20 protein-coding genes are annotated in these 26,142 nt (G+C 65.8%); 14 read left to right on the top strand and 6 right to left on the bottom strand.

The window, feature by feature from the left end; all coding sequences use genetic code 11:
* Positions 1-58 precede the first annotated feature (58 nt).
* The 6 genes from L2Y97_RS13705 to lpxK all read left to right on the top strand — a co-directional run bounded on the left by L2Y97_RS13705 (position 59) and on the right by lpxK (position 9,861).
* On the top strand, positions 59-2,341 hold the full coding sequence (locus L2Y97_RS13705) for a DNA internalization-related competence protein ComEC/Rec2 (RefSeq protein ID WP_247427481.1): 2,283 nt from the start codon (positions 59-61) through the stop codon (positions 2,339-2,341).
* 102 nt (positions 2,342-2,443) lie between these two features.
* Positions 2,444-5,800: a GH92 family glycosyl hydrolase gene (locus tag L2Y97_RS13700; protein WP_247427478.1), complete on the top strand. Its 3,357-nt coding sequence runs from the start codon at positions 2,444-2,446 to the stop codon at positions 5,798-5,800.
* A gap of 211 nt (positions 5,801-6,011) precedes the next feature.
* Positions 6,012-6,668: a MotA/TolQ/ExbB proton channel family protein gene (locus L2Y97_RS13695; RefSeq protein WP_247427475.1), complete on the top strand. Its 657-nt coding sequence runs from the start codon at positions 6,012-6,014 to the stop codon at positions 6,666-6,668.
* Between the two features lie 3 nt (positions 6,669-6,671).
* A complete protein-coding gene (locus L2Y97_RS13690; RefSeq protein ID WP_247427472.1) occupies positions 6,672-7,100 on the top strand; it encodes an ExbD/TolR family protein in 429 nt (142 codons plus the stop codon).
* The gene (gene msbA, locus L2Y97_RS13685; RefSeq protein ID WP_247427469.1) at positions 7,097-8,878 is read left to right on the top strand and encodes a lipid A export permease/ATP-binding protein MsbA; all 1,782 of its coding nucleotides are present in this window, start codon (positions 7,097-7,099) and stop codon (positions 8,876-8,878) included. The genes L2Y97_RS13690 and msbA overlap by 4 nt, the downstream gene beginning before the upstream one ends.
* Positions 8,879-8,919: 41 nt before the next feature.
* Positions 8,920-9,861 carry a tetraacyldisaccharide 4'-kinase gene (gene lpxK, locus L2Y97_RS13680; RefSeq protein ID WP_343218373.1) on the top strand — a complete coding sequence of 314 codons (942 nt, stop codon included), beginning with the start codon at positions 8,920-8,922 and terminating at the stop codon, positions 9,859-9,861.
* A 169-nt stretch (positions 9,862-10,030) separates the two neighbouring features.
* On the opposite strand, the gene L2Y97_RS13675 is transcribed toward lpxK, so the two are convergent.
* Positions 10,031-10,480 (bottom strand): glycine zipper 2TM domain-containing protein, encoded by a 450-nt coding sequence (locus tag L2Y97_RS13675; RefSeq protein WP_247427462.1) that lies wholly within the window; start codon positions 10,478-10,480, stop codon positions 10,031-10,033.
* 123 nt (positions 10,481-10,603) lie between these two features.
* On the opposite strand from L2Y97_RS13675, the gene L2Y97_RS13670 reads away from it, so the two are divergent.
* Positions 10,604-12,040: a cryptochrome/photolyase family protein gene (locus tag L2Y97_RS13670; RefSeq protein ID WP_247427459.1), complete on the top strand. Its 1,437-nt coding sequence runs from the start codon at positions 10,604-10,606 to the stop codon at positions 12,038-12,040.
* Between the two features lie 96 nt (positions 12,041-12,136).
* Here L2Y97_RS13670 and L2Y97_RS13665 read toward each other — a convergent pair whose 3' ends face one another.
* Both L2Y97_RS13665 and L2Y97_RS13660 read right to left on the bottom strand, forming a co-directional pair.
* Positions 12,137-13,306, bottom strand: coding sequence for a cation:proton antiporter (locus L2Y97_RS13665; RefSeq protein ID WP_247427457.1), 1,170 nt, complete (start codon positions 13,304-13,306; stop codon positions 12,137-12,139).
* A 55-nt stretch (positions 13,307-13,361) separates the two neighbouring features.
* Positions 13,362-14,855: an MFS transporter gene (locus L2Y97_RS13660; RefSeq protein WP_247427453.1), complete on the bottom strand. Its 1,494-nt coding sequence runs from the start codon at positions 14,853-14,855 to the stop codon at positions 13,362-13,364.
* Between the two features lie 102 nt (positions 14,856-14,957).
* On the opposite strand from L2Y97_RS13660, the gene ligA reads away from it, so the two are divergent.
* From ligA to gloA2, 3 genes are read left to right on the top strand one after another with little or no spacing between them, the layout of a single operon-like run.
* Positions 14,958-17,348: an NAD-dependent DNA ligase LigA gene (gene ligA, locus L2Y97_RS13655; protein ID WP_247427450.1), complete on the top strand. Its 2,391-nt coding sequence runs from the start codon at positions 14,958-14,960 to the stop codon at positions 17,346-17,348.
* Entirely contained in the window at positions 17,345-18,298 is a 954-nt protein-coding gene (epmA, locus tag L2Y97_RS13650; RefSeq protein WP_247427448.1) for an EF-P lysine aminoacylase EpmA, read from the top strand. The genes ligA and epmA overlap by 4 nt, the downstream gene beginning before the upstream one ends.
* Positions 18,299-18,303: 5 nt before the next feature.
* Complete coding sequence (gene gloA2, locus L2Y97_RS13645; RefSeq protein ID WP_247427445.1) at positions 18,304-18,687, top strand: SMU1112c/YaeR family gloxylase I-like metalloprotein; 384 nt, start codon at positions 18,304-18,306, stop codon at positions 18,685-18,687.
* Positions 18,688-18,828: 141 nt separating this feature from the next.
* Here gloA2 and L2Y97_RS13640 read toward each other — a convergent pair whose 3' ends face one another.
* Both L2Y97_RS13640 and sbcB read right to left on the bottom strand, forming a co-directional pair.
* Positions 18,829-19,518 carry a DUF2461 domain-containing protein gene (locus tag L2Y97_RS13640; protein WP_247427442.1) on the bottom strand — a complete coding sequence of 230 codons (690 nt, stop codon included), beginning with the start codon at positions 19,516-19,518 and terminating at the stop codon, positions 18,829-18,831.
* Positions 19,519-19,531: 13 nt separating this feature from the next.
* Positions 19,532-20,956, bottom strand: coding sequence for an exodeoxyribonuclease I (gene sbcB, locus L2Y97_RS13635; protein WP_247427440.1), 1,425 nt, complete (start codon positions 20,954-20,956; stop codon positions 19,532-19,534).
* Between the two features lie 65 nt (positions 20,957-21,021).
* On the opposite strand from sbcB, the gene orn reads away from it, so the two are divergent.
* From orn to L2Y97_RS13615, 4 genes are all read left to right on the top strand, one after another.
* Positions 21,022-21,588: an oligoribonuclease gene (gene orn, locus L2Y97_RS13630; RefSeq protein WP_247427437.1), complete on the top strand. Its 567-nt coding sequence runs from the start codon at positions 21,022-21,024 to the stop codon at positions 21,586-21,588.
* A gap of 4 nt (positions 21,589-21,592) precedes the next feature.
* Positions 21,593-22,492: a dihydropteroate synthase gene (folP, locus tag L2Y97_RS13625; protein ID WP_247427434.1), complete on the top strand. Its 900-nt coding sequence runs from the start codon at positions 21,593-21,595 to the stop codon at positions 22,490-22,492.
* A gap of 87 nt (positions 22,493-22,579) precedes the next feature.
* Positions 22,580-23,983, top strand: coding sequence for a phosphoglucosamine mutase (gene glmM, locus L2Y97_RS13620; protein WP_247427432.1), 1,404 nt, complete (start codon positions 22,580-22,582; stop codon positions 23,981-23,983).
* 71 nt (positions 23,984-24,054) lie between these two features.
* Positions 24,055-24,990 (top strand): isopenicillin N synthase family dioxygenase, encoded by a 936-nt coding sequence (locus L2Y97_RS13615; RefSeq protein ID WP_247427429.1) that lies wholly within the window; start codon positions 24,055-24,057, stop codon positions 24,988-24,990.
* 218 nt (positions 24,991-25,208) lie between these two features.
* Here L2Y97_RS13615 and L2Y97_RS13610 read toward each other — a convergent pair whose 3' ends face one another.
* Positions 25,209-26,105, bottom strand: a complete 897-nt coding sequence (locus L2Y97_RS13610; RefSeq protein WP_247427426.1) for a DMT family transporter — start codon at positions 26,103-26,105, stop codon at positions 25,209-25,211.
* Between the last annotated feature and the right edge of the window lie 37 nt (positions 26,106-26,142).

Raw genomic sequence — 26,142 nt, 5'->3', positions numbered from 1 at the left:
TGGCGATCCTCATTCGCCATCGCAGGCCACCGCGTTGTTTCGTGCACCACCGTTCAACTTGTGCACCTTCGCGGTCGCCGCACTGGCGGGCTGTGCGGTGGTGCAGGTGCTTCCAGCGCTACCGTCGGTGCTGGCGCTTTGCATGGCCGCAGGGCTGGCCTTGTTGCTGCTTGTCGTCCGGCGACTGGCGCTCCTGCGCCTGCCAGCCGTCATCGTCGTGTTTGGATGTTGGGCCGCGCTGCACGCGGCGCATCGCATGGCCAATCGCCTGGAGCCGGGGCTGGAGGGCACGGATCTTGTCATCACGGGCCGTATCGCCGATTTACCGCGCCGCCGCGGCGCGGATATCGCTTTCCTGTTCCAGCCCGTGCCCCGTGCCGGCGAACCGCATCTTGGCGGTCCCTTGCGGCTTACCTGGTACCGCGCGAACCGGGCCCCTGCGCCGTGTGAATACTGGCGTCTCACGGTACGCCTGCGCAGGCCACGCGGCGTCGTCAATCCAGGCGGCAGTGATGCAGAACGCAGGGCGCTGCTGGCAGGCGTGGTGGCCACGGGCTATGTGCGCCCATCGCCGACGAATGCGCGACTGGCCCAGGGGCGTTGCATCAATGGCTGGCGCGATGCGATCGGGAAGCGCGTCGATGGCGTCATTGGTGGACGCGAAGCGCGGGTGCTCAAGGCGCTGGCTGTGGGCGACACGCGCGGGCTGGATGCGGCGGACTGGGATGTGGCGCGGGCGACGGGCACGTCCCATCTCATCGCGATCTCCGGCTTTCATATCGGCGTCGCCGCCGGCGGAGGCGTGTTACTGGTCCGGGGCGTGTACGTGTTGTTGCCGTGGCTTGCCACGCGCTTGCCACGGCGTATCGCGCAGGCGGTGTTCGGCATGGGGGTCGCGCTTGGCTATGGTTTGCTGGCGGGCATGGGGCTGCCCACGGTGCGCGCGCTGCTCATGGTCGCGGTGCTGGTTATCGCCGCCGTGGCCCGTCGCCGGGCAGGTGGTCTTTCCTTGCTGGCATTCGCGCTGCTCGCGGTACTCGTCGTCGATCCCCTGGCCGTGCTCGCGCCGGGGTTCTGGCTTTCGTTCGCGGGCGTTGCATTCCTCATGGCCTGTGTCGCTCCCGCGGCAAGCGGGTGGTACGGGCGGCTCATGGCCATGGTCCGTACGCAGGCCGTGATGAGCGTGGCGCTGCTACCGGTGTCGCTGTGGCTGTTCGGCAGCGCCTCGCTCGTGTCGTTCGCCGCCAATGTCATTGCGGCGCCGTTGGTGAGCTTTGCGGTGATCCCGCTCGTCCTCGTTGGATGTGCGAGCCTGCCGCTTGCTGCCGTGGCATCGCCGCTGCTCCAGGCCGCGTCGGCCCTCTTGCAGGGTCTCTGGCGCGTGCTCACACCCCTGGCGGCCGTGCCAGGTGGCCAGCTTACCGTGCCCGATTCCGGACCCTGGACGGTGCTGCTCGCGACCGCCGCGGCCACGTGGGTGTTTGCGCCGCGTGGCGTGCCCCTGCGGGGCTTCGCGCTGCTTGGTTTTCTTCCGTTGCTGGTGCCACTACGCGAGTCGACGACGCCGGGCGGGTTTCGTGCCTGGGTGCTGGATGTGGGCCAGGGGCTCGCCGTGCTGGTGCGCACGCGAACGCACACGCTGGTGTACGACGCCGGTCCCGAGCTCGCCGCAGGCCACGACGCGGGCGCAGGCATCGTCCTGCCGGCTGTCACAGCCCTGGGCATGGGGCCGGTGGACATGTTGGTGGTGAGCCATGGCGATAACGACCACGCCGGGGGTGCGCGGTCGGTGCAGCGGCGTTATCCCGGTGCGCGCGTGCTTTCCGGCGAGCCTGACCGGCTGCCTTTTCCCGCCGAAGACTGCGCGGCGATAGCGCCGTGGGAGTGGGATGGCGTGGGCTTTCGCTTTATGGCGGTCCCCGGGCCCACCACCGGCAAGGTGAAGGCCAATGAGCGCTCGTGCGTCATGGCCATCGAGGGGACGGGTGGCCGCCTTTTACTGACTGGCGATATCGGCGCCGTGTCGGAGGCGCGCATGCTCGCGGCGGACCTGGTGTCGGCCTTGCCCACGGTCACTACGATCGCGCACCACGGTAGCCGCCATTCATCGTCCGCGGCGTGGCTGCGCAAGGTGCGGCCTGGCGTAGCCGTCGCATCCTCGGGCTGGCGCAACCGGTTTGGCCATCCGCATCCCCTGGTCGTGGATCGGCATGCCGCGGTGGGTGCGCAGGTGTACGACACGGCACGCAGCGGTGCGGTTCGCATCGATGTGCCCGCGAGCGGGGCGCCCCGCGTTGCCCGCGAGTGGCGACGGCCAGCGAATCGCTACTGGAGGGAGTAGGGATAGCGGTCACAGGTGGGGCGCATGTGTTGCAGTGCGGTTTGACATTCGCGATTTAGAACGATTTAAATGCGCGATCCATAAAACTTAGGGGAACAGCGCGTGGGCGAAACGAAGCTGGGATGGAGCAGGGCGGCGCTTGCCCTCGCGATCGCATCGTTGGTGGTGCCGGCAGGTGTGCTGGCGGCCACGCCGGGATTCCACAGTTCGTTTGAAGCCGGTGACCCCGCGCTTTCCGCGGCACCGTTTGGGGGCCTGGACGTCCAGATTGCGGGCGGCCCCTCCAAGGACGTCGTGCTGACCGCAAAGCCCGATGTCGGCTTTACCGGTACCCATTCGCTGCACTACGCAGGGACCTCCACCGGGTCGCCGCTCACCGCGCGCCTCTTTGCCACGAGCGTCCCGGTAGCCGACAACACCGTGCTTTCGTGGCTGGTGTTCCCGCGCTCCAACAAGGATGACCTGACCAACCCGGCCAACTACGTCAGTGTGGACGTGGTGTTCGATGACGGTTCAAGGCTGTCGACCACGGCCGCCCGTGACCAGCACCGTGTACCGGCCACGGCGAAGGGCCAGGGCGAGGGCCGCGTGCTGTACCCGGACCAGTGGAATTACGTCAGCGTCGACCTGGGCGCGGTGGCAAAGGGCCGCAAGGTCAAGTCCATCGAACTGGCCGCCGATGCGCCGGCCGGCAAGGCCTTCGAGGGCTGGGTGGATGACATCCGCATCGGCGCGCAGCCGGCGTTCGAAAGCAGCCACCCCACCGATTACGTCGACACGCGCCGTGGTTCCAATGCCAATGCGAATTTCTCGCGTGGCAATAACTTCCCCGCCGTCGCCATGCCGCATGGCTTCAACTTCTGGACGCCCGTCACCAACTCGGGCTCGAACTGGCTCTACCAGTACCAGGATCGCAATGGCGACGATAACCGCCCGCGTATCGAGGCGTTCCAGCTCTCGCACGAGCCCAGCCCGTGGATGGGTGAGCGGCAGACCTTCCAGGTCATGCCGGCCCAGGCCGAAAGCGGCGCGCCGGCGCTGAAGCGGGAAACCCGCGCGCTATCGTTTACCCATGACGAAGAAACCGCACACCCGGATTACTACGGCGTGCACTTCGATAACGGCATCCGCACCGAAATCACCCCGACCGACCATGCCGCGCTGTTCCGCTTCACCTTCACCGGCAAGCGCGCGCAGCTGGTGTTCGACAACCTCAACGACAAGGCCTCGGTCACGCTGGACCCGGCGGGCCGCAGCATCCAGGGCTGGTCGGATGTGAAGAGCGGCCTCTCCACGGGCGCCACCCGGATGTTCTTCTACGCCGAGTTTGACAAGCCGGTGGCCGAGAGTGGCCGCCTGGCCGGCGAGAAGCGTGATGCCGCGTCGGCCTGGTTTGGTTTCGATACGGCGAAGAAGGGCGGCAAGCAGGTGACGATGCGCATCGCCACCTCGCTGATCAGCGTGGACCAGGCGAAGGCCAACCTCAGCCAGGAAGTGGCTGCGAACGATACCTTCGACAGCGTGCGCGAGCGCGCCCGCAAGGCCTGGGATGATCGCCTTGGCCGTTTCCAGGTGGAAGGCGCCAGCCGCGACGAGCGCACCATCCTGTATTCGAACCTGTACCGCCTGTTCCTGTACCCGAACCAGGCCTACGAGAACACTGGCACCAAGGACGCGCCGAAGTGGCAGTACGCCAGCCCGTTCTCCGCCGCCACGGGTGAAAACACCGATACGCACACCGGTGCACGCATCGTGGATGGCAAGCCGTACGTGAACAACGGCCTGTGGGACACCTACCGCACGGCGTGGCCGGCGTACGCGCTGTTCACCCCGACCGAAGCCGGCCAGATGATCGACGGCTTCGTGCAGCAATACCGCGATGGCGGTTGGATCGCGCGCTGGACCTCGCCGGGCTACGCCGACCTGATGGTGGGCACCAGCTCCGACGTGGCCTTCGCCGACGCCTGGTTGAAGGGTGTGCGCAACTTCGATGTTGCCAACTTCTACCTCTCGGCTATCCGTAACGCTTCCACGGTGAGCACCGATGTAAAGGGTGCGGGCCGCAAGGGCATCGAGCGCTCGCTGTTCAACGGGTATACCGATGACGATGTGAAGGAAGGCCTGTCCTGGTCGACGGCCGGCTACATCAACGATTTCGGTATCGCCAACCTGGCCGACGCGCTCTCGAAGGACGGTGCCAACGCTGGGTCCTACAAGAACTACGCTGACGATGCGCAGTGGTATCGCGCCCGCGCCGTGGGTTACGCGAACCTGTTCGAGCCGGAAGTCGGCTTCTTCGTGGCGCGTGATCCGGCCGGCAAGTGGCGTTGGAACGCGAAGAACTTCAGCCCGATTCGCTGGGGTGGCGATTACACCGAGACCAATGCCTGGAACATGGCATTCGATGCACCGCAGGACGGCGCCGGCCTGGCCGGCCTCTACGGCGGCCGCGAGGGCCTTGGCGCCAAGCTGGATGCCTTCTTCAGCGCACCGGGCAACTACGACGTGGGCGATTACGGCGGCGAAATCCACGAAATGCTGGAAGCCCGTGACGTGCGCATGGGCCAGTACGGCCACTCGAACCAGCCGTCGCACCACATCATCTGGATGTACGACGAAGCGGGCCAGCCGTGGAAGACCCAGGACAAGCTGCGCGATGCGATGTCGCGTCTTTATGTCGGCAGTGAGATCGGCCAGGGTTACCCAGGCGATGAAGATAACGGCGAGATGTCGGCGTGGTGGATCTTCGGCGCTGCCGGTTTCTACCCACTGCGCATGGGTACGCCGGAATACGTCATCGGCGCGCCGTACTTCCCGCACATGAGCATCAAGCTCGAGAACGGGGCCACGCTCGACATCCGTGCGCCGGGCGTTAGCGATACCAACCGGTTCGTCCAGTCGCTCAAGGTGAACGGCCAGCCCTGGAACAAGCTGACCCTGCCGCATGAACTGCTGGCGAAGGGCGCGACGCTGGAATTCACCATGGGTTCGGCGCCGTCGAACTGGGGCACTGGCGCGGATGCGCTGCCGGCATCGATCACGGCCGAAGGTGCCAAGCCCTCGCCGCTGCACGATGTGCTCCAGGCGGCCGATCTCACCCTGGATGGCAAGAAGGCGGCGTCGCTGGCGGCGGCGGTCGACAACGATTCGTCGACCGAGCTGGCCCTGCCCACGGGCAAGGCCGTGATCGTGGATCGCCTGGCCAAGCCGGCTAACGTGTCCATGTACACGATCAGTTCGGGTGCCGCGGCTGCCGCGCCGACCGGCTGGAAGCTGGAAGGCTCGACCGACGGCAAGCATTGGCAGGTGCTGGATGCGCGCCAGGGCGAGACCTTCCCCTGGCACCGCCAGACCCGTGCCTTCGCCATTGCCAAGCCGGGCGCGTACGCCCATTACCGTCTCACGCTCGATGGCACCGGCCCCGCGGCCGTGGCCGAACTGGAGCTGCTGGCCCGCTAGGGTCAGCAGCCAAAACCTCGCTTTCTGTAGGAGCGCGCTTGCGCGCGATGGGTGCTGCCACAGACCCATCGCGCGCAAGCGCGCTCCTACAGGCGATTGGGGCCGCCATGTCCGCAAACCCTTACGTTCAGCCAGTGTGAAGGCCTACGCAGTCCCGTTCCCGGGCCCTGCTATCATGCCCGCCTGACTGATAAGTACCCTTGGGGTTCACGTGCTCGAGATTCTTCTTGCCGGCGGCTGGGCGCTCCTGCCCATCCTCATCTGCTCCCTTGTCGCGCTCGCGATCGTGCTGGAACGCTTCTGGGCCTTGCGCCGCGCGGCGGTCCTGCCGCCGGGCCTGGGTGCGGAAGTCCGTGATTGGGCTCGCTCCTCGCAGCTCGACGCCGCCCACCTGGCCGCCCTGGAAAAGGGCTCGCCGCTGGGTGAGCTGTTCGCGGGTGCCTTGGCCGTGCGTGACCGCCCGCGCGACATCATCAAGGAGCGCATCGAGGATACCGGTCGCCATGTCGTGCACCGCATGGAGCGTTACCTCAACACGCTGGGTACCGTCGCGCTCATCGGCCCGCTGCTTGGCCTGCTTGGCACGGTCATTGGCCTCATCCGTATGTTCATGAACGTCATGGCCGGCGGCATCGGCGATCCGACGAAGATGGCCGGTGGCATTGGCGAAGCCCTTATCTGCACGGCCTTTGGTCTTATCGTTTCCATTCCTGCCTATGTGCTGCACCGTTATTTCCGTTCGAAGGTGAGCGGCTATGTAGTGCAGATGGAAAAGGAAGCCACCGCACTGCTCGACGATCTGTCGGCCCGCGCGCCCGCGCCGCGCCGTCGTGCCACCGATGCACAAGCCCCGGCGCAGGTCGGCTGATCCATGCGTATTGGTGCCCGTCGCGAGGACGATTTCGAGATCAACGTGATCTCGCTGATCGATGTCCTGCTTACCCTGCTCATGTTCTTTGTGCTCAGCACCACCTTCGTGGAGCACTCCCGGCTCAAGGTGAACCTGCCCAAGGCCGATGCCGAGGCGCGCGAATCCACGGACAACGCGCTCACCGTGGTGGTGGATCGCGATGGCCATTACTCCGTCGGCAGTGATGAGGTGATGGGTGAGGGCATCGAGCTGCTCAAGAGCGCGATCGAGCGCGTGGGTGGTGACAACCACGATCGCCTCGTGGTGATTCGCGCCGATGCGCTTACGCCGCACCAGAACGTCGTGCGCGCCATGGATGCGCTGGGCCAGGTGGGCTTCACCCGCTTGTCCATCGCCACGACGCCGACCGAGGCGGCGGGCGCGAAGTGAGCGCCCAGCCGAAGAAGGTATCGGTCTGGGATGCCCGGACCTGGGCCACCTATAAGCGCCTGCTGACCTACACGAAGCGTTTCCGCACCGCCGGCTACGTCGCGATCATCGGCATGATCATCGATCCGATCTGCCTGTCGGTTTTCACCGGCTCGTTGAAGCCGATGATCGATAACCTGTTCGTCGACAAGAATCCCGAAACGATCTTCTGGATGCCGATCTGGATCATCGGCATCTTCCTCGTCCGCGGTGTCGCTTCGTACATCACCGACTACGGCATCGCCTACGTGGGGCGCAATGTCGTGCAAGCCATGCGCATCGACGTGTTCGCGGCGTACCTGCGGCTGCCGTCGGCGTTCTTCGCCCGGGAACCCTCGGGCCAGCAGATATCGCGCGTGACCTATACGAGCGAGCAGGTGGCCGCCGCCTCGGCCGATTCGCTGAAAGTCGCGATCACCGAAGGCTTCACCGTCATCGGCATGCTCTGCGTCATGCTGTATTACAGCCCTTACCTCACCATGGCATTGCTGGTGCTGGTGCCGTGCGTGGTCGCCCTGGTGACGGTCATCAGCCGCCGCTATCGCAAGATCAGCAAGCGCATCCAGGGCAACATGGGCACGGTGACCAGCGCGGTGGAAGAAGCCGTGGCCGCGAACCGCGAAGTGCGCATCTATGGTGGGCAGCAGCGCGAAGCCGAGCGTTTTGGTGAGGTCGCCGAACGCCAGCGCCGTCTCAACCTCAAGGTCTCGGCCACCAGCGCCGCCTCCAGCGCAACGATCCAGACCGTGGGCGCCATGGCCCTGGCCATGCTGGTGTTCCTGGCGACGCGGCCGGACATCCTCAATACGATCTCCCCAGGTATCTTCACGGCCGTGCTCACCGCCATGGGCGCGATGATGCCGTCGCTGAAACGGCTGGCAGGTATCCAGGCCAGCTTGCAGAAGGGCGTGACGGCGGCCGAGGATCTGTTCGAGATCATGGATCAGCCGGCGGAAGTCGATACCGGTACCGAAGTGCTTGGACGAACCAGGGGCGACATCCGCTTCGAGGACATCCACCTTGTATACGAGCGCAACGAGCATGTCGCACTGCGCGGCGTGACACTGGCCTGCGCGCCGGGCACCGTCACGGCGCTGGTGGGGCGCTCCGGCAGTGGTAAATCCAGCCTGGTGAGCCTGCTGCCGCGCTTCTACGAGCCGACGAAGGGCCGCATCCTGATCGATGGCCGCGACTACACGCATTACACGCTGCCGTCGCTGCGCAAGCAGATAGCGTGGGTGGGGCAGCACGTGGTGCTGTTCGACGATACGGTGGCCGCCAACATCGCTTACGGCGAAATGGCCGATGCGACCGAAGCCGAGATCACCGCGGCGGCCAGGGCCGCCAATGCCATGGAGTTCATCGAGCGCCTGCCCGAGGGCTTGAACACCCGCATCGGCCAGGGCGGCAACTCGCTTTCCGGTGGCCAGCGCCAGCGCATCGCCATCGCCCGCGCCATTCTGAAGAACGCGCCCATCCTGGTGCTGGATGAGGCCACCAGTGCGCTGGATACCGAATCGGAGCGTCTGATCCAGGATGCGCTCACACGCCTCATGCGTGACCGCACCACGCTGGTCATCGCGCACCGCCTGTCCACGATCGAGCACGCCGACCAGATCGCCGTGATGGAACAGGGCAGGGTCGTGGAGCTGGGAACCCATCGTGAACTGCTCGACATGGGCGGCCAGTACGCCGCCCTGCATCGCATGCAGTTCCACGAGCAGGCCACGGCGGGCTGAGCGTGGCCCTGGGCGGGTCGTTACAACGGCGTTGGTATGGCGTGGGTCGCCCACCGTGGTGGGCGCGACCGCTCGAGGCGCTGTATGCCAGCACGGTGCGCCGCCGGGCCGAGGCGTTCCGTGCCGACCCGTCGAAGGTCGTGCGGTTGCCGGTGCCCGTGGTTGTGGTCGGCAACATCACGGTGGGTGGCACCGGCAAGACGCCACTCATTATCGCCCTGGCCAGCGCCATGGCTGATCGCGGGTTCCGGCCGGGGGTGGTCAGCCGTGGCTATGGCGGCACCGAGCGCGGCCCGTACCTGTTGAAGGAAACCGATCCGCCGGCGATGGTGGGTGACGAGCCGTCGCTGATCCGCCAGTACGAGATTCCCGTCGCTATCGGCCGCGAGCGGCCCGAAGCGGCGCAGCTGCTGATCGATGCGGGTTGCGACCTCGTACTGGCCGACGATGGACTGCAGCACCATCGGATGGGGCGCGACGTCGAAATTTGCGTCATTGACGGTGAACGCCGCCTCGGTAACGGGCACCTGCTTCCCGCCGGACCGCTGCGCGAGCCAGCGTCGCGCCTGGCAACTGTCGACTTCATCGTGGTGAACGGCGGCACGCCGCACGCGAACGAAGTACCCATGCGGCTGGAAGGCGGTGTGGCGGTCAATCTGGATGATCCGACACTATCGGCGCCCCTGTCTGATTTTGCAGGGCGCCCGGCACATGCGGTGGCAGGCATCGGCAACCCGTCGCGGTTCTTCGCGAGCCTTGCCGCGCATGGTATTGCGGTGGATGGCCACCCGTTCGCGGATCATCACGCATTCACCAGCGGCGACTTCACGTTCGCTGATGGGTGCCCGGTGTTGATGACGGACAAGGACGCGGTGAAATGCCTTCCGTTTGCGCGGTCGAACTGGTGGCGCGTACCGGTACGGGCGGTGATGCCCGAGTCGTTCTGGGATGCGGTGGCGGCGAAGGTCCGTAGCGCTCGTTAGCCGGTTCATTCGCGTTCGGATTCGCGAACGCAAATGGATCGCCAACCGTATGAAGCAAAAAGGCCGCGATCGCTCGCGGCCTTTTTTGTGGAGGGCCAACGTCGCGGCTTTACCGCTTCGTCGGCTTTTCGCGCGCAAGCGCGCCCCTGCATATAAGCCGCCGGGCGGCTTACTGCACGCGCTGTACGTTGCCCTGGTCGTCGACGACCACGGTATCGCCCTCGCGGAGGCCCGAGGCATCCTTGACGGTGACGTTGGCGTAGCGGCCATTGCCCATCTTGATGTTCAGCGTGTAGTTCTCGCCGCCACCGCCCTTGCCGATGGCATTGCCGGCGAAACCGCCGCCGACCGCGCCGCCGACCGTGGCGAGGGTCTTGCCCTTGCCCTTGCCGACCTGGTTGCCAAGCACGCCACCCGCGATCGCGCCGATCACGGCGCCCGCGGTGCCGTGGTCGCGGCCCTGGGTAATGTTGGTATCGATACGCTGGATGACGCCGCACTGGTCGCAGCGCACGTAGATGCCATCGGGGCGTGTCAGGGTCACCGCCGCTGCCGGCGTAGCGACCGCAGCGGCAAGCAGGGCGGCCATGGGGATGCCGAGGATGGTCTTGATGTTCATGAGGATCTCCTATTCGCGGGGCCGGGCAGGGAATGGGACCGCGCGTAGGCACAGTCTAAACATTCCATCTGAATGAATTGGGATCGGCATTCGCATTTCACTTGCAACGTGGATACTACGCCGATGACTACCGCTATCGTCTGGTTCCGCCGCGACCTGCGTCTTGCAGATAATCCCGCCCTGGTGGCCGCCGTTGAGGGCCATGACAGGGTTATTCCGCTCTACGTCCATGCCCCGGATGAGGAGGGCGAGTGGGCGCCGGGTGCCGCCAGCCGGTGGTGGTTGCACCATTCGCTGGAGGCGCTGGACAAGGGGCTGCGGCGGCATAGGGGGGCGCTGCAGGTCGTTATCGCGCGCAAGCGCGCTCCTGCGGGGGGCGGGGGCACGCTCGGCGCATTGCGTGAGGTCATCAAGGCGACGGGTGCGACGGCCGTCTACTTCAACCTTCTGTATGACCCGGCTATTCGCAAGCGCGATGCGCAGGTGCGCAAGGCGCTGGAGGCCGATGGGATCGACGTGGCCTCGTATAACGCGAACCTGTGGTGCGACCCATGGGAGATCGCTACGAAGGAGGATGAGCCGTACCGGGTGTTTACCCCGTTCTGGCGCAACCTGCGCACGCGGATCGATGAACATGGGGCGCTCGATGAACCCTCGCCGTTGCGTCTGGAGGCATTGAAGGCGTCGGCCGCGCTGAATGACCTGGCACTGTTGCCAACGCTCGACTGGGCTAAAGGCTTCGATGAGTGGACCCCGGGTGAGGAGGGTGCGCAGGAGATGCTAAGCCTGTTCGCCGATGACGCCGTGGGCCATTACACTACTGGCCGCGACCTGCCCGCCCGTCATGGCACTTCGCGCCTGTCGCCACACCTGCATTTCGGCGAGATTTCACCCAGGCAGGTCGCTGACCGCTTGCGGGCCCACTTTGCGCGCCGCAAGAATGCGCCAGACCTGGAGCCTTACCTGCGTCAGCTCGGCTGGCGCGAATTTGGCCACCACCTGCTGTGGCACTTTCCGGATACGCCCAAAAAGAACTTCAACAAGAAGTTCGATGCGTTCCGCTGGGAAAAACGCGACGCACACGCGCTGCGCCGCTGGAAGCAGGGCAAGACCGGCATTCCCATCGTGGATGCCGGTATGCGCGAACTGTGGGCCACGGGCTGGATGCACAACCGCGTACGTATGCTGGTGGCCAGCCTGCTCACGAAAAACCTGCGCCAGCACTGGCTGTTGGGCGAGAAGTGGTTCTGGGACACCCTGGTCGATGCCGACCTGGCCAACAACGCCATGGGCTGGCAGTGGGTGGCCGGTAGTGGCGCCGATGCCGCGCCGTATTTCCGCATCTTCAACCCGGTGACCCAGTCGGAGAAGTTCGATCCCGACGGCGCCTACATTCGCCGCTGGGTGCCGGAACTGCGCGATGCCCCGGGACGCCTCGTTCATGCCCCTTGGGAAGACGAGCGCTACCTCAAGGCATCGGGCTACCCGCCGCCGATCGTCGACCTCAAGGCCAGCCGCGAAGACGCCCTGCTGGCCTACCAAAAATCGAAATCCGCGTAGGAGCCCACCCTGTGGGCGACGCGGTTCGCGATATCGCTACAGGCCCTGTGGCGGTGTCGCGAAAGATATCGCCCACAGGGTGGGCTCCTACAGGCGTTATGCGGGTTTCTTGAGGAGCAGGGCGAGGATGGGGGGTGTGACCATCGCCGTCAGCAGGGACATCGCGACGATGACCGCGTAGATCGTTTCATCGAACACGCCAGCGGCCAGGCCGAGGCTGGCGATGACCACGCCCACCTCGCCGCGCGGCACCATGCCGAAGCCGACGATCGTGGCGCCGCGCTTGCCCAGCTTCAATGCGCCAAGGAAGCCGCCGGCCAGCTTGGACACGATGGCGATCAGCGTCACCACCAGCAGGGCAAGCAGCGCGCTGGCATTGCCCAGCGCCGCCAGGTTTACCTTGGCGCCGGTCACCACAAAGAAGAAGGGCGTCAGGAAGGCGAGCAGGGGCGCGGTCTGCTCTTCGAGCTGGTGCCGCTGGCGCGTCTCCGAGGCGATCATGCCGGCGAGGAAAGCGCCGATGATGGCGGCGAGGTGGAAGCGCATGGAGAGGTAGGCCAGGCCCAGGCACAGGGCCAGCACGATCGCCAGGGCGGACATGGGGTTCGAAGGCTTCTCCAGCCACCCCGAACCACGCCGCATCACCCGCGTGCCGCCCCAGCCGATGATGGCGACGAAGCCGACGGCGCCCAGCAGCGTGCCGACCAGGCTGCCGACATCTACGTTGCCACCCCCCTGTAGCGACGACACGACGCCGAGCAGCAGCATGGCGAGGATGTCATCGATGACGGCGGCGCCCAGGATGATCCGTGCCTCTTGTCGTTGCAGGACGCCGAGTTCCTGCAGTACGCGTGCGGTAATGCCTGCCGAGGTGGCGACGAACGCCGCGGCCACGAACATGGAGCGGATCCAGTCGAAGCCCGAGCCATGCGCCCACAGCGCGCCGAGCGCGAACGGGATGAACACGCCGAGCACGCCGACCAGGAACGCGCTGGCACCCACCTTCTTCAGGTCATCGAGCCGTGTTTCCAGGCCCACTGAGAAAAGGAGCAGGATTACGCCGATTTCGGCGAGGACATCCAACGGTGTGCCCACGGCGATATCGGGCAGGGCAACCCAGCCCAGGGCGCTTGGCCCGATGGCGCAACCAGCGGCGATTTCGCCCACGACAGCTGGTAATTTAAGGCGCTGCGCGATTTCGCCACCCACCTGGGCGGCGACGAAGATGATGAAGAGGGTAAGCAGGATGCCTGCCGAATCGTGCATGGTGATCGTTCCTGATCTGACACCGCCAGAACGCGCGGCCTCCCGAGGTTAGCGGTTATTCGTCCGCCGTGGCGAGCTTGGCGTCGGTCGCCGTACTCGGTGCCCGCGTATCGCGCAGGCGGCTGAATACCCAGCTGGCGGCGAGGGTGATCAAGCCCAGCACAATCACCGACCAGCGGAACGCCCACACGTACGGGTGCTTGTCCGATGAACCCAGGAAACCGGCCATCAGCAGCGTCGCCAGCGCGATGCCGAAGCTCATGGACAGGTATTGCGCGGTCGATGCCATGGACGAGGCCATCGAGGCCTGCTTCACGTCGACATCCACATAAGCCAGCGTGTTCATCGAGGTGTACTGCACCGACATGACCGCGCCGTACACGTACACGAACGAGGCAATGATCCACGTGGGTGTATCGGTATCGAGCAGCGCGAACGAACACAGCACGAGGCTGACCAGAATGGTGTTGCCCAGCAGCAGCCGGCGGTAGCCAAAATGAGTGATCAGCCGGTGGATGAAAGGCTTCACCGTGATCGAGCCGAGCGCCTGCGGCACCATCATCAGGCCGGCCACCAGCGGTGACCACCCGCAGCCGATCTGCAGGAACAGCACCAGCAGGAGGTACATGCCTGACACGCCCAGGCGGGTGAACAGGTTGCCCGCCAGCGACACCCACACGCTGCGTACCTTCAGCAACGACAGGTCGCTTACCGGGAACGCCACGCGGCGGCTATGCCGGATGTACAGCGCACCCAATACCGCGGCACCGGCGGCGCAGGCCACGATCCACACGGCGTCGCCATGGCCGCCCAGGGTCTCGGCCACCAGCAGGCACAGCGCTGAGGTGCCCGCGAACAACAGGAAGCCCAGGGTGTCGAAGGGGTTGGCGCGATCCAGGCGGAAATCCGGCATCTCGCGGCGGTTCAGCCACAGCCCGACCAGGCCCACCGGCACGTTGATCAGGAAAATGAGCCGCCAATGGGTGAACTCGACGATGGCCCCGCCAAGCAACGGCCCGAACACGGAGCCAAGCAGGCCAAACGTGGCGACGGTGCTCATGGAGCTCACGAATTCACGACGGTCGATGCTGCGCACCAGGACGTAGCGTCCCACCGGCATCAGGGCCGCACCGCCCAGGCCTTGCACGATGCGCGCGGCCACCAGTTGCGGTAACGACTGCGCGATACCGCACAACAGCGAGCCCAGCGCGAAGACCAGGATGGCGCCGCCATACACCTTGCGCGTCCCAAAGCGATCGCATAGCCACGGGCTCATCGGGATGAAGATGGCCAGCGTCAGCACATAGCTGGTCAGGGCCGTGCGCATGCTGAGCGGCGTGACATCCAGCGCGTTGGCGATGGAAGGCACCGCCGTGTTCACGATGGTGGAATCCAGGGCTTGCATGAAGAAGCCGGCCGCCACGAGCCAGATCAGGCCGCGGTAACGGGCTTTGCTGGAGGGCGCCGCCGGTGCCAGGGCGGGGGTGTCGGTAGGCAGGGCGTGGACGTCGGGGGTTTTGGGGGAATCGATGACGTCGTCGGCAGGCATGGCCAAGCCATTATAGCGGAACGGGGATATTGCTTTTGGCGCCTCTTCGGCCGACCCTTTAAGGTCGCGTTTGGCCACGCGCCTTCATCACGGATCCTGCACATGCCACAAGCCATCGCCCCCATCGACGCCGCCAAGCGCGCCGCCGACCTCCGCCGCCGCATCGAGGACGCGAACTACAAGTACCACGTGCTGGATGACCCGGATATCGCCGATGCCGAGTACGACAAGCTCATGCGTGAGCTGGAAGCACTGGAATCGCAATACGCCGACCTCGCTACCGATGACTCACCCACCCGCCGCGTGGGCGCGCGTGCCCACGGTGGCTTCGCCGAGGTAACGCATGCCGTGCCCATGCTCTCGCTGGGCAACGCGTTCGAAACCGAGGGCGATTCGGATCGCGAAAAGTACCGTGAGGTCGCCGATTTCGAACGCCGGATCGAGCAGACCCTCGGCCGCACCAAGCCCGTGTTCTCGGTGGAGCCCAAGCTGGATGGCCTGGCCATCAGCCTGCGCTACGAGAGCGGCGTGTTCGTGCAGGGTGCGACCCGTGGCGATGGCGCCGTGGGCGAGGATGTGACCGCCAACCTGCGCACGGTGAAAGCCATTCCATTGCGCCTGCGCGGCGAAGGCTGGCCGCGCGTCCTTGAGGTGCGCGGTGAGGTCATCATGCCCCGCGCCGGCTTCGAGGCCTTCAACGAGCGTGCGCGTGCGGCGGGCGAAAAGCCGCTGGCCAATCCTCGTAATGGTGCGGCGGGTTCCTTGCGCCAGCTCGATCCAGGCATCACGGCGAAGCGTCCCCTGGCCTTTTTCGCCTACGCGGTGGGCCGCGTGGAAGACGGGGAGCTGCCGGCGACGCACTCGGCCACGCTCCAGAAGCTGCGCGAATGGGGCTTTCCGGTATCGCCGGAAGTGTCGACGGCGGCAGGGTTCGAAGGCCTCATCGCGTACTTCCGCAAGATCGGCGCGAAGCGCGATGGCCTGCCGTACGACATCGATGGCGTGGTCTACAAGCTGGATGATTACGAAGGCCAGCAGGAGATGGGCTTCGTCTCCCGCGCGCCACGCTGGGCCATCGCGCACAAGTATCCGGCGCAGGAACAGATGACCACGGTGGAGGGGATCGAGATCCAGATCGGCCGCACGGGCGCCGCCACGCCCGTTGCCCGGCTCACCCCCGTGCAGGTCGGCGGTGTGACCGTCACCAATGCCACGCTACACAACGCGGATCAGATTGCGCGCCTCGATGTGCGTGTGGGCGATACCGTGATCGTGCGCCGCGCCGGCGATGTGATCCCCGAAGTAGCCCGCGTGGTGGACGATCGCCGCCCCGAAGGCACCGTGCCGTGGCATATGCCGGCCGTTTGCCCGGTGTGCAACTCGGAACTGATCCGCGAGGAAGGGGCGGCGGCCTATCGCTGCTCGGGCGGCCTTATCTGCGCCGCGCAACGGAAAGAGGCATTGATCCACTTCGCCTCGCGGCGCGCCATGGATATCGATGGGCTGGGCGATCGCTTCGTCGATGCGCTGGTCGAGTTCGACATGGTGAAGACACCTGCCGACCTCTACAGCCTCACCGTGGAAAGCTTTGTTGATATGAAGCGCCGCGCTGATGAGCGCGACGGCACCACGCCGGAGACCGTGAAGCAGGGCAAGGTCGCGACGAAGTGGGCCGAAAACCTGGTCGAGTCCATCGAGGCTAGCAAGCGCTCCACGCTACCGCGGTTCCTGTTCGGCCTGGGCATCATGCATATCGGCGAGAGCACGGCGAAAACGCTGGCCTTGTGGCTGGGTTCGCTCGCGGTCGTGCGGCGCACGCCTGCGCCGGTGCTGCGCGTGCTTCCGGATATTGGTGATGAGGTGGCGACATCCATCGCCACTTTCTTCGAGCAGGAGGGGAACGAGAAGGTCGTCGATGCGCTGCTGGCCGCGGGAATCACATTTGCCGACGAGGGCGCGCCATCACCGAAACTCCGCGATCGCCTTGGCCTGGACGTGCTGCTGGATTCGGCGAAGATCCCGAAGCTGGGGCCCAAGAGCACGGCCTTGCTCGGTAAGCAGTACGCTTCGCTGGAAGCGCTGGTGAAGGCCAGCGAGCACCAGTGGATCGTGGCCGGCGTGCCGCAGGCCGCCGCATCGAACCTTACCGCGTACCTCGCCGATCCGAAGCAGGCCGCTGAGCTGGCCCGTAACGACTGGGCCATGCGTGCGCTGCTTGATGCGCTGCCGGCGACATCGGTCGCGGCGCTGCCATTGGAAGGCCACACGTACGTGATCACCGGCACCATGGAAACACTCAAGCGCGATGACGCAACGGAGCGCCTGGAATCACTGGGAGCCAAGGTCGCCGGTTCCGTATCGAAGAAGACCACCGCTGTGTTCGCGGGCGAGGCTGCCGGCTCAAAGCTGGACAAGGCCAACGAGCTGGGTATCCCTGTCCATACCGAGGCCGATCTGATCGCACTGCTCAGTGAACACGGCGTGGCGCCATGAGCCGCGATATGAAGCATCTCCACCTGCGCGCGGCCACGTATGCGCGCATCCGCGCCTTCTTTGCCGAGCGTGGCGTGCTGGAGGTGGAAACACCCATGCTTTCCGCCGCCGGCAATACCGATCCGAACATCCAGAGCTTTCATACGCGTTTTAGCGGCCACGTGGATGCGGGTCCTGCACAGCGCTGGTTGCGAACGTCCCCGGAGTTCCCGCTGAAGCGCCTGCTCGCCGCGGGGCTGGGCGACTGCTACGAATTGGGGCGTGTGTTCCGCGATGGCGAGGCCGGCGGGCGTCACAATCCCGAGTTCACCATGCTTGAGTGGTATCGCGTGGGTTGGGACCACACCCGGCTTGCCCGCGAAGTGCTCGATCTGCTCGAGAAGCTCCTTCTCGAGGCGGGCCGGAACTTCGAGATCGTAGAAACCACGTATCGCGGTCTCTTCCACGATGCACTGGGCGTGGACGCGTTGACGGACCCGGTGGAGGTGCTGCGCACTGCGCTGGGCGATGTGCACATTAATGGCGACGGCCTCACTCGCGATGACTGGCTTGATCTGCTCATGACCCACCGCATCCAGCCGACCTTCCCGCGTGACCGGGTAACCGTGGTGTCGGACTTTCCTGCCTCGCAGTGCGCGCTGGCACGCATTCGCAAGGTCGAGCCACCCGTGGCCGAGCGCTTTGAGGTGTACGTGGGGCAGTACGAGGTGGCCAATGGTTACCACGAGCTCAACGATCCCAAGGAACAACGGGCTCGCTTCGAGCGCGATAACGCGGTACGCCGCGAGCGCGGGCAAAACGAGGTGCCGCTCGATGACAAGCTGCTGACCGTGCTCGGCAAGATGCCTGATTGCGCGGGCGTGGCGCTGGGCGTGGAGCGCCTGTTGATGGTGCTGGCGGATACCGACCGTATCGCCGATGTGCTGGCCTTTCCCTTCCACGAGGCGTGAGCACCATGCTGAAGGCAATCCATCATGTGGCGATCATCTGCTCGGATTACGCGCGTTCGAAGGCGTTCTATACCGAGGTGCTTGGGCTGAAGGTGGTCCATGAGGTGTACCGCGAGGCGCGCGATTCGTGGAAGCTGGACCTGGAGGTGAGTCCGGGCGTACAGATCGAGCTGTTCTCGTTTCCCTCACCACCGCCGCGTGTGTCGCGGCCCGAGGCACAGGGCCTCCGGCATATCGCGTTCGCGGTCGATGATATCGACACCGCGGTAGCGCGGATCGAAGGCCATGGCGTGGTGTGCGAGCCTATCCGCGTGGATGAGTACACGGGCAAGCGATTCACGTTCTTTGCCGACCCGGATGATTTGCCGGTGGAGCTTTACGAACGATAGATCCCGCGAAACGGCCGTAGGAGCCCACCCTGTGGGCGACAGCTTTCGGCGGAACGCGACGGGCCCAGGGCTCTATCGCGAAAAGATGTCGCCCACAGGGTGGGCTCCTACGGGGCGTTGGCGATGAAGGCTGCTATGGCTTCAGAATTCCAGCTCCTGCGCCGCGCACAGGTAATCCACCATCGGAGCTAGCCGTTTGAAGCTGTCGACGACAAACGGCAGCAGCTCGGTGGAGCAGGCCATCGCTTCGTCAAAATCCTGCCCGGCGGCGAAGTTCTTCCGTTTCAGGTCGTCGATCAGCTCGTGGTTTGCATCGAACCCGCGCGGTGGCCGGGTCAGGCTCTCGCCCCACCAGGTGTAGCGCTCCTGGAACGCCTTGCTGCGCGTTGCACGCTTCCACGCATCCGGGTTATCCGAAAGAAATTCGCGCAGCTTCTTCAGCACCGGCGGCTCGGGATGCCACATGCCGCCACCGACGAAGCACTCGCCCGGCTGGATATGCAGGTAAAACCCAGGTGCCTGGATCTCGTGGCGACGCTCATGGAAGAAGCGCGAGCCCTGCCAGTTCTTGTACGGCTGCTTGTCGTTGGCAAAGCGCGTATCGCGATGGATGCGGTAAAGCGAGCCGCCCACCTTGCGCGGATCGGCGCGGAAGTGAGGGCTGATCTTCGCCAGGGGCGCCTGCATGTCGGTGATCAGCGCGGTGAACGGCTCACGCACGTGGCGCTCGTAGTCGTCCTTGTGCGCCTGGAACCATTCGCGGCTGTTGTTGCGGGCCAGCGCCTTGAAGAATTTGAAGGTGGCGGGCGTGAAATAGGTGGTATGCGGCATGGGTGCGGAGGGCTCAGAGCAGGGATTCGCCCCATGCCTCCAGCTCATCGAGCAGGGGCAGGGGTGCGCCGGGCATCAGGCGCAGGGTGGCCAGTTCGGTGGCGTAGTCGGCAAGGGTGAGCGTGGTGAGTGGGCCATGCCGGGTTAGGCGATCCACCCGGAAGGCCTCCCAGCGGGCGTATTCGTCCACCGTGAGCGTATCGGGCCAGTTGCGGGCGCGGTAACGGAACAGCAGTTCGGCATAGCGTGGATCGCGGAAGGTGAAGCGGCCGCTGCCCAGTTGGGCGGGCGGTGTGGCGCGCACCTCGGCGAGCTGGCGGCGGTCGGCATCCGGCAGGAATCCGCCGTAAAGCGCGAGCTCGGGATCGCCGGCGGGTGGCATCTCGGCGGCCTGGCCGTAAACGCGGCGCAGCTTTTCGGCAAGGCCTGGCGCATCGCGCAGCATGGCCAGGTGCTTGTCGACGAGCGCCATGTCCAGGCCCAGGCGGCCGTGGTCCACGCCCTTGAGGACCGACAGGGGCGCCAGCGCCGGTGCGTGGTTTGCACGCACTGTGCGCAGCGCGATCCGCTCCACGCCCTCGGGCAGGTCCGCACGTGACGTGAAGACCCGGTCGGCGATATCGCCATCATCCAGGCTCAACAGATCCGTGGGGTCCGCGGTGAGGTCATACACGATGACCTCGCCCGCGCGCGAAGGGTGTGCGGCCAGCGGGGCGATCACGGTAAGGCACTGACGGCTGGCGGGGTAGCGCGAGGAAACGTGGACGACCGGCGTCATGGCCGCCACATCGAGCAGTTCAAAGACACGCTGCTTCCGGCGCAGGCCGAAGTACCAGTCCCACAGCTTCGGCTGGTGCGTGCGGATAAGCCGGGCCAGCCCGATCAGGGCTTCCACATCGGAGAGCGCATCGTGGGCCCGATCCTGCTTCAGGTGGTTGGCGGTGGCCAGGTGCTCCAGCTTGAAGCTGGGCGTGCCGTCGTCACGCGTGGGCCAGGTGATGCCCTCCGGGCGCAGGGCCTGGCACAGGCGTACCAGGTCGATCAGGTCCCAGCGGGAATTGCCGTTCTCCCACTCGCGGGCGTAGGGCTCGTAGAAATTGCGATACAGCAGGTGGCGGGTGAACTCATCATCGAAGCGCAGTGAGTTGTAGCCCACGCCGCAGGTGCCGGGCATGCCTAATTGCTCATGCACCACGGCGGCAAAATCCGCCTCGGAGAGGCCCTCGCGCTCGGTGAGCTGCGGCGCAATCCCGGTAATCAGGCAGGCGGCTGGCTGCGGCGGCATATCGCGCGGCGGCTTGCAGTACACCATCACCGGCTCGCCCACGATCTCGAGGTTTGCGTCGGTACGTATGCCGGCAAACTGGCTGGGGCGGTCCCGCCGGGGGTCGGCGCCGAAGGTCTCGTAGTCGTGCCAGAAGAAGGTCGGTTCGGCCATCACGCCATCATCGCATGCAGGGGGAGGCAAGGGCGAGGTAGACTGCCTGATACAAAGGAGCTCCCATGACGCTAGCGCACGACGACAACCTCATCTGGATCGACCTGGAAATGACCGGGCTGGACACGGATAACGACTCCATCCTGGAGATCGCCACCGTGGTGACGGACAAGGATCTGAACGTGCTGGCCGAAGGGCCCGTATACGCCATCAGCCACGCGGACGCCCGCCTGCAGCAGATGGATGCGTGGAACCGCAACCAGCACCAGCGCTCGGGCCTGTGGGGCCGGGCGGTGGAATCGGATGCGACGCCCGAAGAGGCGGAGGCCGCGACCATCGCGTTCCTGCAGAAGTGGGTGCCCGCGGGCAAATCGCCGATGTGCGGCAACTCCATCTGCCAGGATCGCCGCTTCCTGCACCGCGAGATGCCGAAGCTGGAGCGCTTCTTCCACTACCGTAACCTCGATGTCTCCACCCTCAAGGAGCTGTCGCGCCGCTGGTCGCCGGAGATCGCGAAGGGCTTCTCGAAGGATTCCGCGCATACCGCGCTGTCCGATATCCGCGATTCCATCGATGAGCTGCGTTATTACCGCCGCTTCATGGGCGCCATCGGCGGCACCCAGCCGGGCTGAGCACATGGAACTCTTCGCCACCTCGCTGGATTGCAACGGCCGCGCCCTGGTACTTGATCGCCCGCGCGTCGCCGGCATCGTCAACGTCACGCCGGATTCGTTCTCCGACGGCGGCCAGCACGACACGCTGGAGGCGGCCTACGCGCACGCCATGCGCCTGGCGGAAGAGGGGGCCGACCTGCTCGATGTGGGGGGCGAATCGACCCGCCCGGGTGCGGAGGATGTCTCCGCCGAGGAAGAAATCCGTCGCGTCGTGCCCCTTATCGAGCGCCTGGTGGCGGCAACCACGCTGCCGGTGTCGATCGACACCTCCAAGCCCGAGGTGATGCGGGCCGCGGTGGGGGCGGGTGCGGGCCTCATCAATGATGTGTTTGCGCTACGCCGCGAAGGCGCCCTGGATGCGGCCGCCGAGCTGCGCGTACCGGTGTGCCTCATGCATATGCAGGGCGAGCCGCGCAGCATGCAGGCCGATCCGCAGTACGACGATGTGGTCGGTGAAGTGCACCGCTTTCTCACCGATCGCCTGTTCGCCTGCGAACTGGCGGGTATCGATCGGCGCAAGGTGCTGGTCGACCCGGGCTTCGGCTTCGGCAAGAACCTGGAACACAACCTGGCCCTTCTGCGCGCCACGGCCCGCTTCGCCGAACTGGGCGCTGGCGTGTTCATCGGCCTGTCGCGCAAGAGCATGATCGGCCAGATCACCGGCCGCACTGAACCCGCCGCTCGCGCCGCGGGCTCGGTGGCTGCGGCCCTCATCGGCGTGCAGCGCGGCGCGGCCATCGTTCGCGTGCACGATGTGGCCCCCATGGTCGATGCGCTGGCGGTATGGCATGCCGTCAAAGCTGGCGACACCGCGCCCCGCGTCGACAAGCCCGCCATGCCCCGCTGGCCCGACGACGAGTAGGGGTACGCCATCTGGCCTGTCCGGTGGCCGGGCTTTCGCTTCACCGGCGGAGGGGTATCATCCCCGTCCCAGGAAGGAGTTAGAGCCATGAGCGAACGTAAATACTTCGGAACCGACGGTATCCGGGGCCAGGTGGGCAGCTACCCGATCAGTGCCGACTTCATCCTGCGCCTTGGCCGTGCCGCCGGGGCCGTGCTGGCGCGCCGTCGCGCCGCCGACAAGCGCCCCATCGGGGCCGGCCCGGATCGTCGCGACCATTCGCGCAAGGTCATGGTCGTCATAGGCAAGGACACACGCGTTTCCGGCTACATGTTCGAATCCGCCCTCGAGGCCGGCCTGGTGGCCTCCGGTGCCGATGTGCGCCTGCTGGGCCCCATGCCCACCCCGGGCGTGGCGTACCTGACTCGTTCGCTTCGCGCTGATGCCGGCATCGTGATCAGTGCCTCGCACAACCCACACCAGGACAATGGCATCAAGTTCTTCTCTGGCCAGGGCGAAAAGCTGGATGACGAACTGGAGGCCGAGATCGAGGCTGAGCTCGAGGCGGATTTCGCCACGGTGCCCTCCGAGGCGCTCGGCAAGGCCAAGCGCGTGGATGATGCCGTCACCCGCTACGCCGAATTCTGCAAGTCCACCGTGTCGGATGATTTCTCGCTGGCGGGCATGCACATCGTGCTGGATTGCGCCCATGGCGCCACCTACCAGGTCGCGCCCATGGTCTTCAGCGACCTGGGCGCAACGGTAACCACCATCGGCGCCGAGCCCGACGGCCTGAACATCAATCGCGGCGTCGGCTCGACCTCGCCCGAGGCCCTGGCCCGGGCGGTCGTGGAGAAGGGTGCCGATCTCGGTATCGCCTTTGATGGCGATGGCGACCGCGTCCGTATCGTCGACAAGGACGGCACCGTGACGGATGGCGACGACATGCTCTATGTCATCGCCCGCCACTGGAAGAAGAAGGCCTCGTTGCCTGGCCCGGTGGTCGGCACGCTCATGAGCAACTACGGCCTGCAGCGCGCACTCAAGCAGATGGATATCCCGTTTATCCGCGCCAACGTGGGCGATCGTTATGTGCTGCAGCAGTTAAAGGAGCACGGCGGTGTGCTGGGCGGCGAAACGTCCGGCCACGTCCTTTGCCTGGATCGCTTTACCACCGGCGATGGCATCGTTGCCGCGCTGGCCCTGCTCGAGACGCTGGCCGAGGCAGGTGAGTCGTTCGCGGACGCGCGCGCCGGTCTGGTCAAATTGCCGCAGACCATGGTTAACGTCCGGGTGGAAGGTGCGAAGGCTGCACTGGGTTCGGATACCGTCAAGCAGGCGCTCGCCGAGGTGGAAGCCGCCCTGGAAGGCCGTGGCCGCGTGGTGCTGCGCGCCTCGGGCACCGAGCCGCTGGTCCGCGTCACGATCGAGGCCGCCGACGCCGCCGAAGTGGAACGGCTGGCGGGGCAGCTGGCTAACGCCGTAAAATCAGCAGCCCAGGCCGTCGCCTGAGCCCAATTGACGCCTCCGGCCGGCGCGGTCACCCCGCGCCGGCTTTTTCATGCCCGAAAGCAGGTCACACCATGAAGAAGGTTCCCACCCTCGATATCCGCCGTTTTGAGACCGACCGCGAGGCGTTTGTCGCCGAGCTGGGCGCTGCGTATCGCGAATTCGGTTTCTGCTGCATCAGCGGCCACGGCATCCCCAAGGAAGCCATCGATGGCGCCTACGATGCGTTCAAGGCCTTCTTCGCCCTGCCGGATGACGTGAAGCGCAAGTACCACATCCCCGGCGGTGGTGGCGCCCGCGGCTATACCCCGTTCAAGGTGGAGACGGCCAAGGATTCCAAGTTCGCCGACCTGAAGGAGTTCTTCCACATCGGCCGCGAGATCCCGCGCGATTCGAAGTACGCCGACGTGATGCCCCCGAACGTATGGCCGGACGAAGTGCCCCACTTCAAGGCCGAGGGCTACGGCATCTACGAGGCGCTGGATCAGCTGGGCAGCCGCGTGCTGCGTGCGCTGGCCCTGCACATCAACCTGCCCGAGACCTTCTTCGACGACAAGGTGAATTCGGGCAATTCCATCCTGCGCCCGATCCACTACCCGCCGATCACGCAGACCGATGTGCCGAACGTGCGCGCCGGTGCGCATGAGGACATCAACTTCATCACCCTGCTGGTCGGCGCCAGCACCGCAGGTCTCGAAGTGCTTACGCGCGAAGGCGAGTGGCTGCCGATCACCAGTGAAGGCGATGCCATCGTGGTGAATATCGGTGACATGCTGCAGCGTCTCACCAACCACGTGTACCCGTCCACGACGCACCGCGTGACCAACCCGGCAGGCGATGCCGCCCGCAAGCCGCGCTATTCGGTGCCGTTCTTCCTGCACCCGAATCCGGATGTGGTGCTGGATGTGCTGCCGTCGTGCGTGACCCCCGATAACCCGAAGCGCTACCCCGAGCCGATCACGGCGCACGAGTACCTTCAGGAACGTCTGCGCGAAATCAAACTTATCTGACAACCCCTTAGCGGGTTTTTCACCGGGCGGGCCGCACAGTCGGCTCTCCCGGCCGCAGTTCCCCCGGAGATTCCCGCTATGACTTCCCGCCCGCGTTCGCAGGCCAAGCGTTCGTCACCCCGTAAAAAGGGCTCAGGCCGTTCGGCGGCCCAGCGCGCACGCCGTGCCCGCACCATGAAGGCCCGCGGCCGGGCGTAACCGCGGTTATCGCCGGTCGTTCATGGCGCAACGATGTCGGACGGCGCAGCCTTTTCGCCCCTATGCAGGAATGGATGCGCAAACACCGCAGCCAGGATGACCGCCACCCCAAGGTAAAACGCCCAGCCCAGCTCACGTTGCTCACCCAGCAGCGGAATGGCCAGCACGATGGCGTACACCGGCTCCAGGTTCGTCACCATCTGCGTGGCAAACGCGGAGAGGTGGCGCAGCGCGGATAACGCCAGTGCGAACGGCAGCAGGGTGCAGCCAAAGGCCAGCACCACCATCAGAACCGCATCGTGCGCATCGGGCAGTACGAAGGATGCGCCAGGCATGAACGGGGCGGCCGCCGTAAGAAACAGCGTCCCGGCACCCAGTTCCACGCAGGTCACGGTCAGCGAATCCGCATGCTCGATGTAGCGCTTGTTCAACGCCCCGAAGAAGGCGACGAACAGCGCGGAGAGCACGCCCACGGCCAGGCCCAGGCGCATATCGCCCGGCAGGCCGCCCGCGACCAGCGCGACGCCCGGGATCACGGCGGCCCCTAGCATCAGCTCCCTGGGTTCAAACGGACGCTTTGCGATCCACGGCTCGACAATGGCCAGGAATGCCGGGCACATGGCGATGCAGGTGGCCGCCACCGAGGCATTGGCCAGCTTGATCGCGCCGTAGAAGGTGAGCCAATGCAGCGCCACGACCACGCCGATGCCCGCGTAGATCAGCAACAGCCGCGGCGATGTCGCGCGCAGCCCCCGCCAGACGCGTGGCACGCAGAGGAGCGCGGCCGAGACGAGCAGCATGCGCCACCACACGAGCGGGAGAGCGGCGAGGGTAATGAGCTTGCCGAGGATGGCCGTGAAGCCCCATAGCAGGACGCAGAAGTGGATCTGGAAGAGGGCTTTTCGGGTCGGCGGCATGCGCGCACTTTACCCGTTCGAGCCGCCCGCGGCGGCT

Source organism: Luteibacter aegosomatissinici (assembly GCF_023078495.1).
Classification (GTDB): Bacteria; Pseudomonadota; Gammaproteobacteria; order Xanthomonadales; family Rhodanobacteraceae; genus Luteibacter; species Luteibacter aegosomatissinici.
The sequence above is the reverse complement of the archived record's forward strand: the minus strand, read 5'-3'. Positions and strand labels throughout refer to the sequence as shown.

Coding starts and splice junctions, on each gene's coding strand:
- L2Y97_RS13690 (WP_247427472.1), top strand. CDS start 6,672: ATGCGTATTGGTGCCCGTCGCGAGGACGATTTCGAGATCAACGTGATC.
- L2Y97_RS13675 (WP_247427462.1), bottom strand. CDS start 10,480: ATGAACATCAAGACCATCCTCGGCATCCCCATGGCCGCCCTGCTTGCC.
- L2Y97_RS13670 (WP_247427459.1), top strand. CDS start 10,604: ATGACTACCGCTATCGTCTGGTTCCGCCGCGACCTGCGTCTTGCAGAT.
- L2Y97_RS13665 (WP_247427457.1), bottom strand. CDS start 13,306: ATGCACGATTCGGCAGGCATCCTGCTTACCCTCTTCATCATCTTCGTC.
- L2Y97_RS13660 (WP_247427453.1), bottom strand. CDS start 14,855: ATGCCTGCCGACGACGTCATCGATTCCCCCAAAACCCCCGACGTCCAC.
- ligA (WP_247427450.1), top strand. CDS start 14,958: ATGCCACAAGCCATCGCCCCCATCGACGCCGCCAAGCGCGCCGCCGAC.
- epmA (WP_247427448.1), top strand. CDS start 17,345: ATGAGCCGCGATATGAAGCATCTCCACCTGCGCGCGGCCACGTATGCG.
- gloA2 (WP_247427445.1), top strand. CDS start 18,304: ATGCTGAAGGCAATCCATCATGTGGCGATCATCTGCTCGGATTACGCG.
- L2Y97_RS13640 (WP_247427442.1), bottom strand. CDS start 19,518: ATGCCGCATACCACCTATTTCACGCCCGCCACCTTCAAATTCTTCAAG.
- sbcB (WP_247427440.1), bottom strand. CDS start 20,956: ATGGCCGAACCGACCTTCTTCTGGCACGACTACGAGACCTTCGGCGCC.
- orn (WP_247427437.1), top strand. CDS start 21,022: ATGACGCTAGCGCACGACGACAACCTCATCTGGATCGACCTGGAAATG.
- folP (WP_247427434.1), top strand. CDS start 21,593: ATGGAACTCTTCGCCACCTCGCTGGATTGCAACGGCCGCGCCCTGGTA.
- glmM (WP_247427432.1), top strand. CDS start 22,580: ATGAGCGAACGTAAATACTTCGGAACCGACGGTATCCGGGGCCAGGTG.
- L2Y97_RS13615 (WP_247427429.1), top strand. CDS start 24,055: ATGAAGAAGGTTCCCACCCTCGATATCCGCCGTTTTGAGACCGACCGC.
- L2Y97_RS13610 (WP_247427426.1), bottom strand. CDS start 26,105: ATGCCGCCGACCCGAAAAGCCCTCTTCCAGATCCACTTCTGCGTCCTG.